The organism is Kribbella pratensis (assembly GCF_004366075.1).
GTDB classification, from domain to species: Bacteria; Actinomycetota; Actinomycetes; order Propionibacteriales; family Kribbellaceae; genus Kribbella; species Kribbella pratensis.
Map to the genome: position 1 here is coordinate 2,962,582 of NZ_SODU01000001.1, position 14,826 is coordinate 2,977,407.

The window sequence follows — 14,826 nt, forward strand, 5'->3', positions numbered from 1 at the left end:
CGTCGCGGGAGGCGCGGCCATGACAGCGTCATTCGCGTTCGTCAGCCGCGCCGCTGCGGCGGCGCAGGACGAAGAAGCCGGCAAGGGCGAGTACGACGACCCCGGCCGCGATGCCCGCGATCACGCCGGTGCTCGATCCGCCTCCGTCGGCCGACGCGCCGTCCTTCGACACTGCCTCGAGCGTGTAGAACGGCCAGTACCCGGAACCGCCGTACAGCAGGCCCTTGTCCTCCGGGATCGGCGTGATGCCGGCGATCCGGTCCTTGCGGTAGCCCTCGAGATCGTTCGGGTAGTAGAGCGCGATCACCGGAGCGTCGGTGTAGAGCCTTTCCTCCATCTTCTTGATCGTTTCCGCGCGCTTTCCGCGGTCGAGTTCCTTCTGCTGCTCCAGGTACAGGCTCTCGTACGTCGGGTCGCAGTAGAACGACTCGGTGCCGCCGCCGTCACCGGACGCGGTCGGGCGCCGGCTGCACAGGTGCGTGCCGAGCACCTCCTCCGGGTCGGGGTTCACCGACCACCCGCTGATCGCGATGTCGAAGAGTGCCGTCGTACCGGTCTCCTCGGTGAACTTGCTGGAGTCGAGCCGCTTGGTGGTCAGCGTGATGCCGACCTCCTTGAACCAGCCGGTCAGGTACTCGGCGAGCTTGTCCTCGACCGGGGCATCGGTGTGGATGCTGAACCGGAACTGCAGTTTCCGCGACCCGTCCGGCATCGTCCGGACGCCGTCAGCGCCCTTCTTGTACCCCGCGTCGTCGAGGATCTTGTTCGCCTTCGCGAGGTCGAACGTGATCTTCTCGGCGCCGCTCGCCTCCCAGAAGAAGTCCTTGTACAGCGGCGGAATGATCGACCCGTCGGCCGGTTTCGCCAGTCCGCCCTGGACCTCGTCGACCAGCTTCTGCTTGTCGATCGCGTAGTGCAGCGCGGTCCGCACCTTCGGGTCCTTCAGCGCCGGATGCCCGTCGCCGATCGGCTTGTTGTCGCTGGTCGTCGCACCGTGGTTGACCTGCAGGTACGTCGCCCGCCGGCCCTGCGTGTTCCACTGGACGATGTTGTCGTCGCCCTTCAGCGACTCGAAGTCCGACGGGTTCAGCCGGCCGATCAGGTCGATGTCACCCTTCTTCAGGCCGACGATCGAGGCCGCGGGGTTGTCGTAGAAGATGATCTGCAGCTCGTCGATCTTCGGCCGGCCGCGCCAGTAGTCGGGGTTCGCCTCCAGCCGGACGAACTGGTCCTTCTTGTGCTCCACCGCGACGTACGGTCCGCTGCCGACGGTCGGGTAGACCTCGGCGTCGTACTTGCCGATGTCCTTGACCTTCTCCCAGACGTGCTTGGGCATGATCGGCACCGGGTTGTCCAGCATCGACGCCTGCGGCGCCTTCAGCTTGATGGTCAGCTCCTGACCGTTCGCGGTGACGCTCGCGAAGTTCTCCACCGCCGGCCCGTTACCGGTCTTGGCGGCGTCGTCGGTCATCATCTTGTTGAACGTCCAGGCCGCGTCGTCGGCGGTGATCGGCTGCCCGTCCGACCACTTCGCCTGGCGGATCTTGAACGTCCAGGTCAGCCCGTCCGGCGACGTCGTCCAGGACTCGGCCAGATCCGGGCTGGGTTGCAGCGTCTTCGAGTCCGGCACCGTGAGGAAGCCGTAGATCATCCGCTGGATGGATCCCGTCACCAGCCGTACGGCGAGGAACGGGTTCATGGAGTCGACCGCCTGGGTGACCCCGATCTTGATGACCTTCTTCGGCGCCGGATCGGCCGCCATCGCCGTACCCGGCACCGCCGCCAGCACGCACAACGCCGCCAGCACCGCCAACAACTTCCTCATCGGGCCGCCCCACCTTCAGCTGGTGTTGGTGTTTGGGGAAGAACCCACACCAGCAACCACCCCGCTGTCAACAAGGTACGAAGCTTTGTCACACCGAAGTAACCTTCTTACCGGCCAGGCCCGGCAAATCCAGAGGACAGAACAAGCTCGCGACGGTAGCCTCACCACGTCATGGAGATGTCCGAGGTCACGCGTGCGATCGCGACTGCGACGTCCATCGCCGGATCGCTCGGCCTGGCTGCGAACGACGCAATCGTCCTGCACAACTCGAACAAGCTGGCGTTGCGGCTGACGCCGTGCGACGTTTTCGCCCGGGTCGCCCCGGTGGGGCAAGAGGTCGCACAGTTCGAGGTCGAGCTCGCACAACGCCTCGCCGAAGTCGGATCCCCGGTGGCCGCCTTGGAGCCTCGGGTGGATCCGCTTGTGTACACGCGCGACGGCTTCGCGGTGACGCTGTGGACCTACTACGAGCCCGCGACACCTCACGTCTCACCAGTCGACTACGCCAAGGCGCTGGAGCAGCTGCACGTCGGCATGCGCAAGGTCGAGATGGCGAGTCCACACTTCTCGGATCGAATCACCGAGGCGGAGAAGATCGTCGCCGACCCGAGCCTCTCCCCGGAGCTCCCCGACGCGGACCGCACGTTCCTCAGCAGCAGGCTACGAAGCGTACGTCGGGCGATCGACGAGCGTGGCGCCGAGGAGCAGCTGCTCCACGGCGAGCCGCATCCAGGCAATGTGCTCAGCACGACGTACGGCGCGTTGTTCATCGACCTCGAGACGTGCTGCCGTGGACCCGTCGAGTTGGATCTCGCCCACGTACCCGAGGCGGTCTGCGCGCAGTACCCAGGCGTCGACCAAGAACTGCTGGACGACTGCCGGCAACTCGTTCTTGCGATGGTCGCAGCGTGGCGCTGGGACGTCGGCGACCAATTCCCGAACGGGCGGCGCTGGGGAAACGACTTCCTCCGCGTCCTGCGCGAGGGCCCTCCCTGGCCAACCCTCGACACGATGGCCGGCCGACTGGACGGTCAGTAGAAACCCCACCCACCACTTCCTGTCTCCACCGACCGGGGACACCCATGGGCTTGACTACACGATCGTGTAGTAGTTTGCTTTTGTGTGTAGGGAGAGGAGTTGGGAATGGAGCGTCCGGCGGATGACTTGACGGCTCGGGCCCGGATTCGGGATGCGGCGATCCGGTTGTTCGGGGAGCGGGGGATCGAGGGAGCCTCGATCCGGGACATCGCGGCCGAGGCGGGGGTTTCGTCGGGGTTGGTGCGGCATCACTTCGGCTCGAAGGAGTCGTTGCGCGAGGCGTGTGACCGCTATGCGAAGGAGCGGATGCTCCAGATCGGCGCCGAGCTCACCCAGGACCACGACCTCAGCGGGCTCGATCCGCTGGCGCTGCACCCGGTCGCGTTCCCGCTGCAGCTCTACATCGTGCGTTCGATGATGGACGGTTCGGAGACCGCGACCGCGCTCTTCCTCGAGGGTGTCGACGCGGTCGAGGAGTGGACCACCAGCTACGGGATCAACCCCAAGGACCGGCGCGGGTACGCCGCCGCGCTGGCCGCGATCAAGCTCAGCGTGTTCGTGTTCCGCGACCAGGTCTCGAAGGCGCTCGGCGAGGACATCACCACAGCGGCGGGTTACAACCGGATCGGCCAGGCCTTGATGGAGGTCTTCACGATCCCGCTGCTCACCCAGGAACAAGTCGACAACATGCGGAATCAGGAGAAGTGATCATGCCGGCTGCGATCAGCACGGAAGGTCTGGTCAAGTCGTTCGGACGGACCTATGCCCTGGACGGTCTCGACCTCGCGGTGCGAACCGGTGAGGTGCACGGGTTCCTCGGCCCGAACGGCGCGGGGAAGACCACCACCATTCGCATCCTGCTCGGAATGACCCGGGCGGACGAGGGTACGGCGCGGGTCCTGGACGGCGACCCGTGGTCGGACGCGACCGAGCTGCACCGGCGGCTCGCGTACGTGCCGGGTGACGTCACGCTGTGGCCGAATCTCTCCGGCGGCGAGGCGATCGACCTGCTCGGCCGGATGCGCGGCGGCGTGGACAAGAAGCGCAAGGCCGAGCTGCTCGAGCGTTTCGACCTCGATCCGCGGAAGAAGGCGCGCGCGTACTCGAAGGGCAACCGGCAGAAGGTCGCGCTGGTCGCCGCGTTCGCGTCCGACGTCGAGCTGCTGCTGCTCGACGAGCCGACGAGTGGGCTGGATCCGTTGATGGAGGAGGTCTTCCGCGAGGTCGTGCAGGAGATCAGCGACCGCGAAGGCCGGACCGTGTTGCTGTCCAGCCACATCCTGTCCGAGGTCGAGGCGCTGTGTGATCGCGTCACGATCATCCGGGCCGGCCGCGCCGTCGAGAGCGGCACGCTGAACGAGCTGCGCCACCTCACCCGTACGTCGATCCAGGCCGAGCTGGTCGGCCCGATGGACGGTCTGGCGCAGCTGAACGGCGTCCACGATCTGCAGGTCGACGACGGCCGCGTCCGCTTCGACGTCGACACGGACGAGATCAACCCGGTACTGCGGCGTTTGACGGAGATCGGCGTACGGAGTCTCGTCAGCCAGCCGCCGTCGCTGGAGGAACTGTTCCTGCGGCTGTACGAACCCGAGGCCGTGAAATGAAGTCGCTGGCGGGTACCGGCGGCCTGATCCGGCTGATCCTGCGCCGCGACCGCGTCGTACTGCCGCTGTGGATCGTACTGCTCGTGGCGATCTCGGTGAGCTACGTGCAGGAGTACGGCGACCTGTTCCCGACACCGGAGTCGCGGGTCAAGTACGCGGGCAACGCCGGCTTCATCACCCTGTACGGCGAACTTTCCGGGCCGAGCCTTGGCGAGTTCGTCACCTGGCGACTCGGCTTCGTACCGGTGATGATCGGTCTGATCAGCCTGCTCACGGTCATCCGGCACACCCGCGTCGAGGAGGAGTCCGGGCGGCGCGAGTTGCTTGGGGCAACTGTCGTCGGGCGGCATGCGCAGCTCGCGGCGGCCCTCACCACGGTCCTCGGTGCGAACCTCGTGCTCGCCGTACTGCTTGCCCTCGGCATGCACAGTCAGGACCTGCCACTGTCCGGGTCGGTTGCCATCGGCCTCGTCTATGCGGGCACCGGGTGGTTCTTCGCGGCGGTTGGTGCGGTCGCGGCGCAGTTGACTGCGAGCGCTGGTACTGCGCGTGGGATCGCGATCGGTGTGCTCGGAGGGGCTTATGTACTGCGGGCCGCTGGGGACACCAGCGCGCATACGGATGGCCCGCTCGCGTGGTTGTCCTACGTGTCGCCGATCGGTTGGGCGCAGCGGATCCACCCATATGCCCAGAACCGCTGGTGGTTGGCGGTCGTCCTACTGGCGGTCACCGTTCTGCTGGTGGCTGTTGCGGTGAGTCTCGCTGTGCGGCGGGATGTGGGGGCGGGGATTCTGGCGGATCGGCTCGGTCCTGCGGATGGGACGCTCGGGTCGCCGCTCGGGTTGGCGTGGCGTCTGCACCGCGGGCTGCTCGCCGCGTGGACGGTCGGATTCGCCTTGCTGGGCTTGCTTTTCGGCGGGGTCGCCGAGGGCGTCGGCGACATGATGCGCGACGACCCGGGCATCCAGGAGATGTTCCAGCGGCTGGGCGGCGCGGCCGGGTTGATCGACTCGTTCCTGGCCGGCGTGATGACGCTCGTCGGCCTGATCGCCTCGGCGTACGCCGTCCAGGCGACGTTGCGGATGCGGGTCGAGGAGAGCAGCGGGCGCGTCGAGCCGGTCCTGGCGACTGCGACCAGTCGCTGGCAATGGGCCGCGAGCCATCTTGTGTTCAGCCTGCTGGGTCCGGCTGTCGCGCTGCTCGCCGCCGGCGTGGCCGAAGGGCTTGCGTACGGCGTGGCGATCGGTGATGTGGGTGGACAGTTGCCGCGACTGATCGGTGCGGCGCTCGCGCAGTTGCCGGCCGTCTGGGTACTGGCCGCGATCGCGGTCGCGATCATCGGGTTCTTCCCGCAGGCCTCGATGGCGTCCTGGGCCGGACCGACGGTGTGCATCCTGATCGGCCTGGTGAGCGCCGGCGTCAGCACCGCCGACTGGATCCGCGACATCTCGCCGTTCACCCATCTTCCGTCGCTACCGGGCGGCTCGGTGTCGGCCGGTCCGTTCCTCGTCCTGCTCGCGATCGCGCTCCTCGTCGGCGTCGCCGGCCTGGTCGGGCTTCGTCGACGGGATCTGCCGGCGTAGCGTGTCGAGAGTCGGCGGCCGGCTCCGACGTACCCGATATGAGACGAGCCATTGCCGACACAACTGCCCTTCCGCCGGTCGTCGACCGGGAGACGTTCGACGCGGGACTCCAGGCACTGAGGGCCCGCGAGAAGGCACACACCCGCGAGGGCGATGCGATCGCCGCGGAACGCAGGCGGCTGCCGATGGTCGAGGTCGATGCGAGCGTCACGGTGACCGGTCCGGACGGGCCGGTCACCCTGCTCGACGCGTTCGACGGCCGTAAGCAGCTGCTCGCGTACTACTACATGTGGCACACGGGTCACCCAGCCGCGGAGCAGTGCCAGGGGTGCACGTGGTGCACCGGGCAGGTCCAGGAGATCTCGTACCTGCACTCACGGGACATCACCTTCGCAGTCTTCTGCCAAGGCCCGTACGCCGAGAGCCGTGCGTACCGCGACTTCATGGGCTGGACCATGCCGTGGTCTCCGCTCTCGGCTCCCTGGACCAACTGCTGACCGGACGCAACATCGGACAGATGTACCTCATCTCGTACGTGCGCCAGGCCGACCGCGTCTACGAGACGTACTGGACGACCATGCGTGGCGTCGAGGTGATGGACAACAACTACGCGCTGATGGACCTGACGGTCTATGGGCGGCAGGAGCCGTACGAAGACTCTCCGGACGGCTGGCCGCGGCAGTGGGCCACCGAGGAGCCCAAGCTCCCGAAGACCATCCACGGCCGTCCGATCGCCCAGTGGTCGCGGATCGAGGCGGGCCGCGACGACGATCTCAGCGGCGGGCGTTCCGGGACCAGCTGAAGCAGTAGACGCCGAAGGCTGCGATGCCGGCCGCCAGTACGGTCAGCAGGACCGGGCCGGACGGTTGGTCCTTGATCGTGTGCAGCGCCGTGTCGAGACCGCCGGCCTTCTGCGGGTCGTAGTCGATCGCCGCCCAGCCGAACAGCACACCGACCACGACGAACGCGATCCCCTTCGCGAAGTACCCGATCCGGCCCAGCAGGATGGTCACCTCCGAGACACCGCCGACCAGGTCCTCGGTGAACTTCTTCGTGATCGCCTTGTACCCCTGATAGCAGCCGATCCCGATGATCGCGACCCCGACGGCGACGATCAGGACCCGGCCCCCGCCGTGCGCCATCAGCCGGGCGGAAACCGTACGCTCCTGGCCGCCGCTCGAACTGCCGGAGCCGACAGCGACCTTCACCGCGCTCACACCGAGCACGAGGTAGACGATCGCGCGGCCCACCGAGGACACCTTCTTGTGCAGGTCCAGATATCCCCACCCGAGCTCCAGAACCCGCCACACGACCAGTGCGAACAGTCCGATCGCGACGATCCACAACAGCACACCGCCCAGTGGTTTGCCGGCCAGCTCCCGCAGAGCGCCTTGCTGCGAGGCCTCCTGCGACGATTTGCCGAAGGCGAGTTGCAGGGCGATCCAGGCGACCAGCAGGTGTACGACGCCGTACGCGACCAGGCCGGTCGTGATCGCCATGCCATACGTCTTGCTGTAGCGGACTTCTTGGGCGTTGTTCACGCTCTGACCGGTGCCCAGTGCAGAAACGGTCGGGCAGAAACGGTCGGGCAGGCGGTCGGGCAGAAACGGTCAGGCGGAGACGGGTGCGGTGGCCTCGCGGTCCGATTCGTCGATGTCGCCGTACTCGCCCTGGCGGTGAGCTCGACGGCCGAGGGTCCAGACGTAGGTGAAGAACGCCAGCTCGGCGAGGATGCCGATGGTGATGCGGACCGGGCCGGGCAGGAACGGTGTGACGAACGCTTCGATCAGCCCGGTGACGAGGAGGACCGCGGCGAGGCCGATCGCCATACCGACGGTGGCGCGGCCGGTCCGGGCGACGGACTGCATGCGGGTGCGTGGCCCCGGTACGACCCAGGACCAGCCGAGACGCAGGCCGGCCGCGGTCGCGACGAACACCGTGGTCAGCTCGAGGAGACCGTGCGGGGTGATCAGGCTGAAGAACAGACCGCCCTTGTCGTGGCTGATCATCAGCCCAGCGCTGAGGCCGAGGTTGAGCGCGTTGTCCCAGAGGATGAAGACGGACGGAATCAGCAGGATGCCGAGTGCCAGTACGGCGGCACTGATCGTGGCGTTGTTGATCCAGACACGGAGTGCGAAGTCCTGTGCGGGGTTCTCCGAGTAGTACGACTCGAAGTCGTGCTCGACGAGCTGCTTGATCTGGTCCGGCGTACCGATCGAGTCCACCACCTCCGGGTGCGCCAGCACCCGCCAGGCGGTCCAGGCCGCGACCAGGTAGAAGAGCAGACCGATGGTGACCCACCAGCGTCTGGACGCGTAGAGCGCGGCCGGGAAGCTGACCAGGAAGTACTTCGAGATGTCACGCCAGACGGGTGCCTGCGCACCTGTCACGGCACCTCGCGCGTCGGCGATCAGCCCGGACAGGCGACCGATCGACACCGGATCCGCTCCGGCTGCTCGCAGCGCGGCCAGGTGGGTGCCGACGCGCTGGTAGAGCACTACGAGCTCTTCGGCCTCCGCACCGGACAGGCGGCGCTGGCGACGGGTCAGGTAGGCCAGGCGGTCCCACTGCGGCTGGTGCACCGAGACAAACGCTTCTACGTCCACCGCCACACCTCCTCCACCCGACTGGTGGCAGACTAACCGGACCGAGTGTCTACCGTGTCTACAGGGGGAGGGGGCGGCGAAGTGTCTCAGCTGGTCACCGGCGAAGCGGTTGTCCTCCAGGTGCGGATCGCCCGGATGCCGACGCGGGCCCTGGCGTGTGCGATCGACATGGCGCTACAGGGCATCGTGCTGACCGTACTGCTCGCGTTGCTGGCCGGGTTCCTGTTCGGGAGCGAGTCCAGTGAGGCGTTGGCGGTGGCGCTGATCTTCATCGTCGTACTGCTCGTGGTGGTCGGCTATCGGGTCGTGATGGAGACGCTCACCCGGGGGCGGACGCTGGGCAAGATGGTGCTCGGGCTGAAGGTGGTGCGCGACGACGGCAGCTCGATCCGGTTCCGGCACGCGCTGGTGCGGACGCTGATGTGGTTCTTCGTCGACTTCGCGCCGTGGTTCGCGGCCTGCCCGGGAATCGTGGCGAGCCTGATGAACAAGCAGGGCAAGCGGATCGGGGACATGGTCGCCGGTACGGTCGTCATTCGCGAACGGCACCAGTCGATGGCGTCACCGCCGCTGTTCGTCCCCGGCCACCTGGTCCAGTGGGCGCAATCGCTCGAACTGTCTCGGCTGTCCGACGAACTCGCCAACGCGGCCCGCGACTACCTGTCCCGGTACGCCGAGCTCCTCCCCGGCGCACAACACGCCCTCGGCGAGGCACTGGCCGCCCGCGTAGCCGCGGTCATCGCCCCCGCACCGCCGACCCAGATCATCGCGCCCGCCTACCTCTCCGCCGTACTCGCCGAACGCCGCCGCCGCGAACTCAACCGCCTCTCCACCCAACGCCCCACCCCAACCGGCCCCTTCGCCCCCAACCCGTACGCCGCCCCCGCCGCCCCCGCGCCGTCGTACGCAGTACCCGCCGGCCCGTTCGCCCCGCCCAGCCCGTACGGCGTCCTCCCGCCGCCCCCACCCACCGCGGGCCCGTTCGCCCCGCCCGCCCCACCGTCAGCAACCCGCCCCGCGACGGTGAACGCCCAAGGCTGGGCCGCCCCAGGCAGCAACGAGTCAGATCGGTGGTCCTGAACGCAAGCAAACCCCCTCCGAACGGCCATTTCCGACCGTTGGGAGGGGGTTTTGTCTGCGTAGCGGTCCGCTCAGTAGCGGTAAGCCTCAGCCTTGTACGGCCCCTCGACCGGAACGCCGAGGTACGCCGCCTGCTCCTTGGTCAGCTCGGTGAGCTTGACGCCGAGGGCGTCGAGGTGGAGCCGGGCGACCATCTCGTCGAGGTGCTTCGGCAGCACGTACACGTCGGTCGGGTACTCCGCGGTCCGCACGAACAGCTCGATCTGCGCCAGCACCTGGTTGGTGAACGAGTTCGACATCACGAACGACGGGTGCCCGGTGGCGTTGCCCAGGTTCAGCAGCCGGCCCTCGGACAGGACGATGATCGTGTGACCGTCCGGGAACCGGAACTCGTCGACCTGCGGCTTGATGTTGACCCGCTCGACGCCCGGCGTCTTGTACAGCCCGGCCATGTCGATCTCGTTGTCGAAGTGGCCGATGTTGCCGACGATCGCCTGGTGCTTCATCGCGGCCATGTGGTCGGCGGTGATGACGTCCTTGTTGCCGGTGGTGGTGACGAAGATGTCGGCGATCCCGACCACGTCGTCAACGGTCGTCACCTGGTATCCGTCCATCGCCGCCTGCAGCGCGCAGATCGGGTCGATCTCGGTGACGATCACCCGTGCGCCCTGGCCACGCAGCGACTCGGCGCAGCCCTTGCCGACGTCGCCGTACCCGCAGACGACCGCGACCTTGCCGCCGATCAGTACGTCGGTGGCGCGGTTGATGCCGTCGATCAGCGAGTGCCGGCAGCCGTACTTGTTGTCGAACTTCGACTTGGTCACCGAGTCGTTGACGTTGATCGCCGGGAACAGCAGCGCGCCGGCCTTGTGCATCTCGTACAGCCGGTGCACGCCGGTGGTGGTCTCCTCGGTGACACCCTTGATGCCCTGGCCGATCGTCGTCCACAGCTGCGGGTCCTCCTGCAGCGTGCGCGTCAGCAGCTTCAGGACGACGCCGTACTCCTCGGAGTCAGCGGTCGACGGGTCCGGTACGGCGCCCGCCTTCTCGAACTCGGTGCCCTTGTGCACGAGCATCGTGGCGTCGCCGCCGTCGTCGAGGATCATGTTCGGGCCGTCACCGCCCGGCCACTTCAGCGCCTGCTCGGTGCACCACCAGTACTCCTCCAGCGTCTCGCCCTTCCAGGCGAACACCGGCACACCGGCGGGGTTCTCGGCGGAACCGTCCGGGCCGACGACGACCGCGGCGGCGGCGTGGTCCTGCGTGGAGAAGATGTTGCACGAGACCCAGCGCACCTCGGCACCGAGCGCGGTCAGCGTCTCGATCAGCACCGCGGTCTGGATCGTCATGTGCAGCGAGCCCATGATCCGCGCGCCGGCCAGCGGCTTGCTCTCGCCGTACTGCGCGCGCATCGCCATCAGGCCGGGCATCTCGTGCTCGGCCAGCCGGATCTCCTTGCGCCCGAACTCGGCCAGGCCGAGGTCCGCCACCTTGTAGTCGAAGGTCATGCCGCTCCCCTGAAGACAGTGATTGGTTCGTGCTGAGCCTAGAGGGCCGAGCCACGCGGTTTGATCGCTCCAGGCGCATTTTTGACACCGAAATGTCAGGATTGATGCTATGCGCATCACCGAGGCCGCTCGCCAACTGGGTACCACTCCGCGCATGCTGCGCTACCGGGAGGCACTGGGGTTGCTCCCCCGCTCCCGTTCCGAACACACGGCGCAGCGCCAGTACGACGAACGCGACCTGGCCGCCGTCCAGCTCGCGCTCGACCTCGAACGCCGGTACGACGTGACCCCGGCCGCGCTCGCCTTCGCACTGAGAGCGCTCGCCGAACCGTCCGTGGCCGCGGACATCCGCAACCTCGGGTACCGCACCGGCCGCCTCACCGCCCCACCCACCCAGGCCCAGATCGACCGCGACCGCGCGCTCAGATGGCTGGGACGATCCGGCGTACTGCCCCCGAAACCGCGTTAACTGCAGACCGCTGCGGGTTTGCGCAGCCGCAGGGCGAACAGCAACGTCAAGACGATCCCCGCACCAATCACGAACACGGTGGTACGGATCCCGTCCGCAGCCGCCAGCCGCAGCTCTTCACCAACAAGCCCCGACGTGTGCGCGTTGGCCACCAGCACCAGTACGGCGAGCCCCACCGACGCACCGATCCCCGAACTGGTCGACACCAGGCCCGACGCGACCCCCTGCTTCCGGTCGGGCACCCCGGTGGCCGCGGCGATGAACATCATCGTGAACACCGCGCCGTCCCCGATACTCACCAGCACGAGGCCCGGGACGAGCACGACGTACGACCCATCGGCCGACAGGCCGAGCCCCAGGACCACCGCTCCGGCAGCTCCGACCGCCAGCGCAGTGAGCAACGTACGGCGCAACCCGAAACGAGTTACCGCCTGCCCGGCGATCGTCGACCCGGCCACGACCACTGCGGTGGGGAGCAGAAATCCCAAACCGGTCTGCAACGGGTCGTACCCACGCACGTCCTGGAAGTAGAGGGACAGGAAGTACAGCAGCGACCCGAACGTCGCCATGAACAGGAACGCGATCACCAGCGCCACGACAAGGACCCGGTTCCTCAGCAGGTTCGGTGGAACCAGTGGATCCGGACTGCGCCGTTCGATCCCGACGAAGGCCACCAGCAGGACAACCGCGATCACAGAGATCCCGACGAGGATGCTCCAGTCGAGCGCCGGACCTTGCACCAGCGCGAACACCAGCAAGGTGACCGCGCCGGTCGCCGTCAACGCCCCTGGCAGGTCGAACAACCGACGGACCTCCGGACGCCCGCCATCCAGCAGCGGCACAGCGAGGAGCAGCGCTACACCGACCAAAGGCAGGTTGACGAAGAACACCGCCTCCCAACCGAACAACCGGGTCAGTGCACCACCGAGCAGTACGCCGATCACCAGACCAGCCGCCCCTGACCCACCCCAGATGCCGAGTGCGCGGTTCCGGTCGCGGCCCTCCACGAACATGGTGTTGATGATCGCCAGCGTGCTCGGGAACACCAGTGCGCCACCAAGTCCCTGGACCGCCCGCGCGGTCAACTGCCAGGCCGGTCCGGTCGCCAGACCACCGGCCAGCGACGCAACGCCGTACAGCGCAAGGCCGGTCATCAGCATCCGCCTCCGCCCGAGCACATCGGCAGCGCGGCCGCCGAACAGCAGGAAGCCGCTCGAGGCGATCGCGTAGGCGCTGATCACCGACTGCAGAGTGTGCGCGGAGTATCCGAGCTCGCGCCCGATCTCCGGGAGTGCGACGACGACGATGTACTGATCCAGCGACACGATCAGCATCGCGAACGACAACAGCGCGAGCGCCGCGGACTTCCTCCGGTCCATGACTCCTCCTCAGGGATAATCCGAACTGTACGGAACAGTTCAGATGAACTCAACCGTTCAGTTCAGATATTTGCTAGACTCCTGGATCGTGGCGAAGTCAGCTCCGCGGGAGCTCACCGGTGACCGGGCGGCGCGCAAACGGGAGGCGATCATCCCGGCCGCGCGGGCCGCGTTCGTCCGGGACGGGTTCGACGCCTCGGTGGACTCGATCGCGGCCGAGGCAGGCGTGTCGAAGGTGACCGTCTACAACCACTACGGCACCAAGGAAACGCTGTTCACGGCCGTCATCGGCGACGCGCTCGAGGGTGCGCTGGCCGAGGTCATCGCCGGTACGGCGCAGCGCCTGGCGGAGTCCGACGACCTCCGCGCCGCGCTCAAGTGGACCGCAAGGGCTTGGGTCACCAGCATGACGCAGCCCGACATGCTGGCGCTGCGCCAGCTCGTCACCAGCGAGGTGCGGCGCTTCCCCGAGCTCGGCACCGCCTGGCGCGAGCACGGGCCGGACAGAGCCCGCCCCACTCTCGCGGCGGCCTTCGAGCGCCTGATCGCGGCCGGCCGTCTGACCATGCCCGACGTGGACACCGCGATCCTCCAGCTGTACGCACTGGTCCTCTACCCGCACCTGGTCCACAGCACGTACGGCGCCACCCTCGACGAGCACACCACCGGCAAACTCATCGAGACCGGCGTCGAGATGTTCCTGCAGTACTACGCGTACCGCGACTAGGTCCTGTCTGGTGATCCATCACCAGACAGGACCTAGTGCGAGGGGGCCTCGGGTACGGCGGGACGCTCGTCGGGGACGTGGTTCTCGACGTAGACGTCGGGCTCGAGGTAGATGTGTTGGCTCATCGGCTCGGCCTCGCGGATGGCGCGTTCGGCCGCGTCGATGATCCCGGCGACGACGGCCGCGTCGGTGGTCGGCTCGACGCCGAGCTTCGCGGCGACCAGGACCTCCTCGGGACCGAGGTGCAGGGTCTTGATGTGGATCAGCCGCTGCACACCCGGGGTGTTCTCGATCGCGGCGACGATCTTCTGCTGCGCCTCGCGGGTCGCGGACTCGCCCAGCAGCAGCGACTTCATCTCGATCGCCAGGAAGATCGCCACGGCGACCAGCAGCGCACCGATCGCCATCGAACCCAGGCCGTCGAACACACCGTTGCCGGTGGCAAGCGTCAGCGCGACGCCGATCAGCGCCAGCACCAGACCGGTGAGCGCCGCGAAGTCCTCCAGCAGGATGACCGGCAGCTCGGGCGCCCGGGCGTTCCGGACGAACCGCACCCAGGGCACCTGCCCGCGCACCTTGTTCGCCTCGACGATCGCGGTCCGGAACGACAGGCTCTCCATCACGATCGCGACCACCAGCACCGCGACCGGAACCCACTTCCAGTTGTCGATGCCGTGCGGGTCGTGCACCTTGTGGTAGCCCTCGTACAGCGCGAACAGACCACCCACGCTGAACAGCACGATCGACACGATGAACGAGTAGACGTACCGCTCCCGGCCGAACCCGAACTGGTGCAGCTCGTCGGCCGCCCGCTTGGCCCGCTGACCGCCGACCAGCAGCAGCACCTGGTTGCCCGCGTCGGCGAGCGAGTGGATCGCCTCGGCCAGCATCGACGCCGACTGGGTCAGCGCCCAGGCGGCGAACTTGGTGACCGCGATCCCCGTGTTCGCCAGCAAAGCCGCGACAACGGCCTTGTTTCCGCCACCAGCCATGGTTGTTCAGGT

15 protein-coding genes are annotated in these 14,826 nt (G+C 67.6%); 9 read left to right on the top strand and 6 right to left on the bottom strand.

The genetic code is table 11. From position 1 onward, the window contains the following. Positions 1 to 28: 28 nt before the first annotated feature. Positions 29 to 1,825: an ABC transporter substrate-binding protein gene (locus EV137_RS14220; RefSeq protein WP_134129069.1), complete on the bottom strand. Its 1,797-nt coding sequence runs from the start codon at positions 1,823 to 1,825 to the stop codon at positions 29 to 31. A gap of 171 nt (positions 1,826 to 1,996) precedes the next feature. Between EV137_RS14220 and EV137_RS14225 the strand changes: the two genes are divergently transcribed. The 6 genes from EV137_RS14225 (at position 1,997) to EV137_RS41770 (ending at position 6,855) form a co-directional block, all read left to right on the top strand. Next, entirely contained in the window at positions 1,997 to 2,863 is an 867-nt protein-coding gene (locus tag EV137_RS14225; protein ID WP_202870918.1) for a phosphotransferase, read from the top strand. A gap of 105 nt (positions 2,864 to 2,968) precedes the next feature. After that, a complete protein-coding gene (locus EV137_RS14230; protein WP_133997623.1) occupies positions 2,969 to 3,571 on the top strand; it encodes a TetR/AcrR family transcriptional regulator in 603 nt (200 codons plus the stop codon). Between the two features lie 2 nt (positions 3,572 to 3,573). Then, complete coding sequence (locus EV137_RS14235; RefSeq protein WP_133997626.1) at positions 3,574 to 4,470, top strand: ABC transporter ATP-binding protein; 897 nt, start codon at positions 3,574 to 3,576, stop codon at positions 4,468 to 4,470. Then, complete coding sequence (locus EV137_RS14240; protein ID WP_134129071.1) at positions 4,467 to 6,053, top strand: ABC transporter permease; 1,587 nt, start codon at positions 4,467 to 4,469, stop codon at positions 6,051 to 6,053. Before EV137_RS14235 ends, EV137_RS14240 begins: the two co-directional genes overlap by 4 nt. A gap of 38 nt (positions 6,054 to 6,091) precedes the next feature. After that, positions 6,092 to 6,550 carry a DUF899 family protein gene (locus tag EV137_RS41765; RefSeq protein ID WP_255517778.1) on the top strand — a complete coding sequence of 153 codons (459 nt, stop codon included), beginning with the start codon at positions 6,092 to 6,094 and terminating at the stop codon, positions 6,548 to 6,550. Between the two features lie 20 nt (positions 6,551 to 6,570). Next, entirely contained in the window at positions 6,571 to 6,855 is a 285-nt protein-coding gene (locus EV137_RS41770) for a DUF899 family protein (RefSeq protein WP_255517779.1), read from the top strand. On the opposite strand, the gene EV137_RS14250 is transcribed toward EV137_RS41770, so the two are convergent. Then, positions 6,827 to 7,594 (bottom strand): DUF1206 domain-containing protein, encoded by a 768-nt coding sequence (locus tag EV137_RS14250; RefSeq protein ID WP_238175291.1) that lies wholly within the window; start codon positions 7,592 to 7,594, stop codon positions 6,827 to 6,829. The genes EV137_RS41770 and EV137_RS14250 overlap by 29 nt on opposite strands. 69 nt (positions 7,595 to 7,663) lie before the next feature. After that, positions 7,664 to 8,659 (bottom strand): stage II sporulation protein M, encoded by a 996-nt coding sequence (locus EV137_RS14255; protein ID WP_134129075.1) that lies wholly within the window; start codon positions 8,657 to 8,659, stop codon positions 7,664 to 7,666. 81 nt (positions 8,660 to 8,740) lie between these two features. On the opposite strand from EV137_RS14255, the gene EV137_RS41850 reads away from it, so the two are divergent. Continuing rightward, positions 8,741 to 9,739, top strand: a complete 999-nt coding sequence (locus tag EV137_RS41850) for an RDD family protein (protein ID WP_305000153.1) — start codon at positions 8,741 to 8,743, stop codon at positions 9,737 to 9,739. 71 nt (positions 9,740 to 9,810) lie between these two features. On the opposite strand, the gene ahcY is transcribed toward EV137_RS41850, so the two are convergent. Further along, on the bottom strand, positions 9,811 to 11,247 hold the full coding sequence (gene ahcY / locus EV137_RS14265) for an adenosylhomocysteinase (protein ID WP_133790292.1): 1,437 nt from the start codon (positions 11,245 to 11,247) through the stop codon (positions 9,811 to 9,813). A 109-nt stretch (positions 11,248 to 11,356) separates the two neighbouring features. Between ahcY and EV137_RS14270 the strand changes: the two genes are divergently transcribed. Continuing rightward, complete coding sequence (locus tag EV137_RS14270; RefSeq protein ID WP_130382469.1) at positions 11,357 to 11,716, top strand: MerR family transcriptional regulator; 360 nt, start codon at positions 11,357 to 11,359, stop codon at positions 11,714 to 11,716. Here EV137_RS14270 and EV137_RS14275 read toward each other — a convergent pair. Continuing rightward, entirely contained in the window at positions 11,713 to 13,095 is a 1,383-nt protein-coding gene (locus tag EV137_RS14275; protein ID WP_134129077.1) for an MFS transporter, read from the bottom strand. The genes EV137_RS14270 and EV137_RS14275 overlap by 4 nt on opposite strands. Before the next feature lie 88 nt (positions 13,096 to 13,183). On the opposite strand from EV137_RS14275, the gene EV137_RS14280 reads away from it, so the two are divergent. Beyond that, entirely contained in the window at positions 13,184 to 13,822 is a 639-nt protein-coding gene (locus tag EV137_RS14280) for a TetR/AcrR family transcriptional regulator (protein WP_202870919.1), read from the top strand. Between the two features lie 32 nt (positions 13,823 to 13,854). Here the strand turns inward: EV137_RS14280 and EV137_RS14285 are convergent, their stop codons facing one another. Then, entirely contained in the window at positions 13,855 to 14,814 is a 960-nt protein-coding gene (locus EV137_RS14285) for a cation diffusion facilitator family transporter (protein WP_133997644.1), read from the bottom strand. Between the last annotated feature and the right edge of the window lie 12 nt (positions 14,815 to 14,826).

Coding starts and splice junctions, on each gene's coding strand:
- EV137_RS14220 (WP_134129069.1), bottom strand. CDS start 1,825: ATGAGGAAGTTGTTGGCGGTGCTGGCGGCGTTGTGCGTGCTGGCGGCG.
- EV137_RS14225 (WP_202870918.1), top strand. CDS start 1,997: ATGGAGATGTCCGAGGTCACGCGTGCGATCGCGACTGCGACGTCCATC.
- EV137_RS14230 (WP_133997623.1), top strand. CDS start 2,969: ATGGAGCGTCCGGCGGATGACTTGACGGCTCGGGCCCGGATTCGGGAT.
- EV137_RS14235 (WP_133997626.1), top strand. CDS start 3,574: ATGCCGGCTGCGATCAGCACGGAAGGTCTGGTCAAGTCGTTCGGACGG.
- EV137_RS14240 (WP_134129071.1), top strand. CDS start 4,467: ATGAAGTCGCTGGCGGGTACCGGCGGCCTGATCCGGCTGATCCTGCGC.
- EV137_RS41765 (WP_255517778.1), top strand. CDS start 6,092: ATGAGACGAGCCATTGCCGACACAACTGCCCTTCCGCCGGTCGTCGAC.
- EV137_RS41770 (WP_255517779.1), top strand. CDS start 6,571: ATGTACCTCATCTCGTACGTGCGCCAGGCCGACCGCGTCTACGAGACG.
- ahcY (WP_133790292.1), bottom strand. CDS start 11,247: ATGACCTTCGACTACAAGGTGGCGGACCTCGGCCTGGCCGAGTTCGGG.
- EV137_RS14270 (WP_130382469.1), top strand. CDS start 11,357: ATGCGCATCACCGAGGCCGCTCGCCAACTGGGTACCACTCCGCGCATG.
- EV137_RS14275 (WP_134129077.1), bottom strand. CDS start 13,095: ATGGACCGGAGGAAGTCCGCGGCGCTCGCGCTGTTGTCGTTCGCGATG.
- EV137_RS14285 (WP_133997644.1), bottom strand. CDS start 14,814: ATGGCTGGTGGCGGAAACAAGGCCGTTGTCGCGGCTTTGCTGGCGAAC.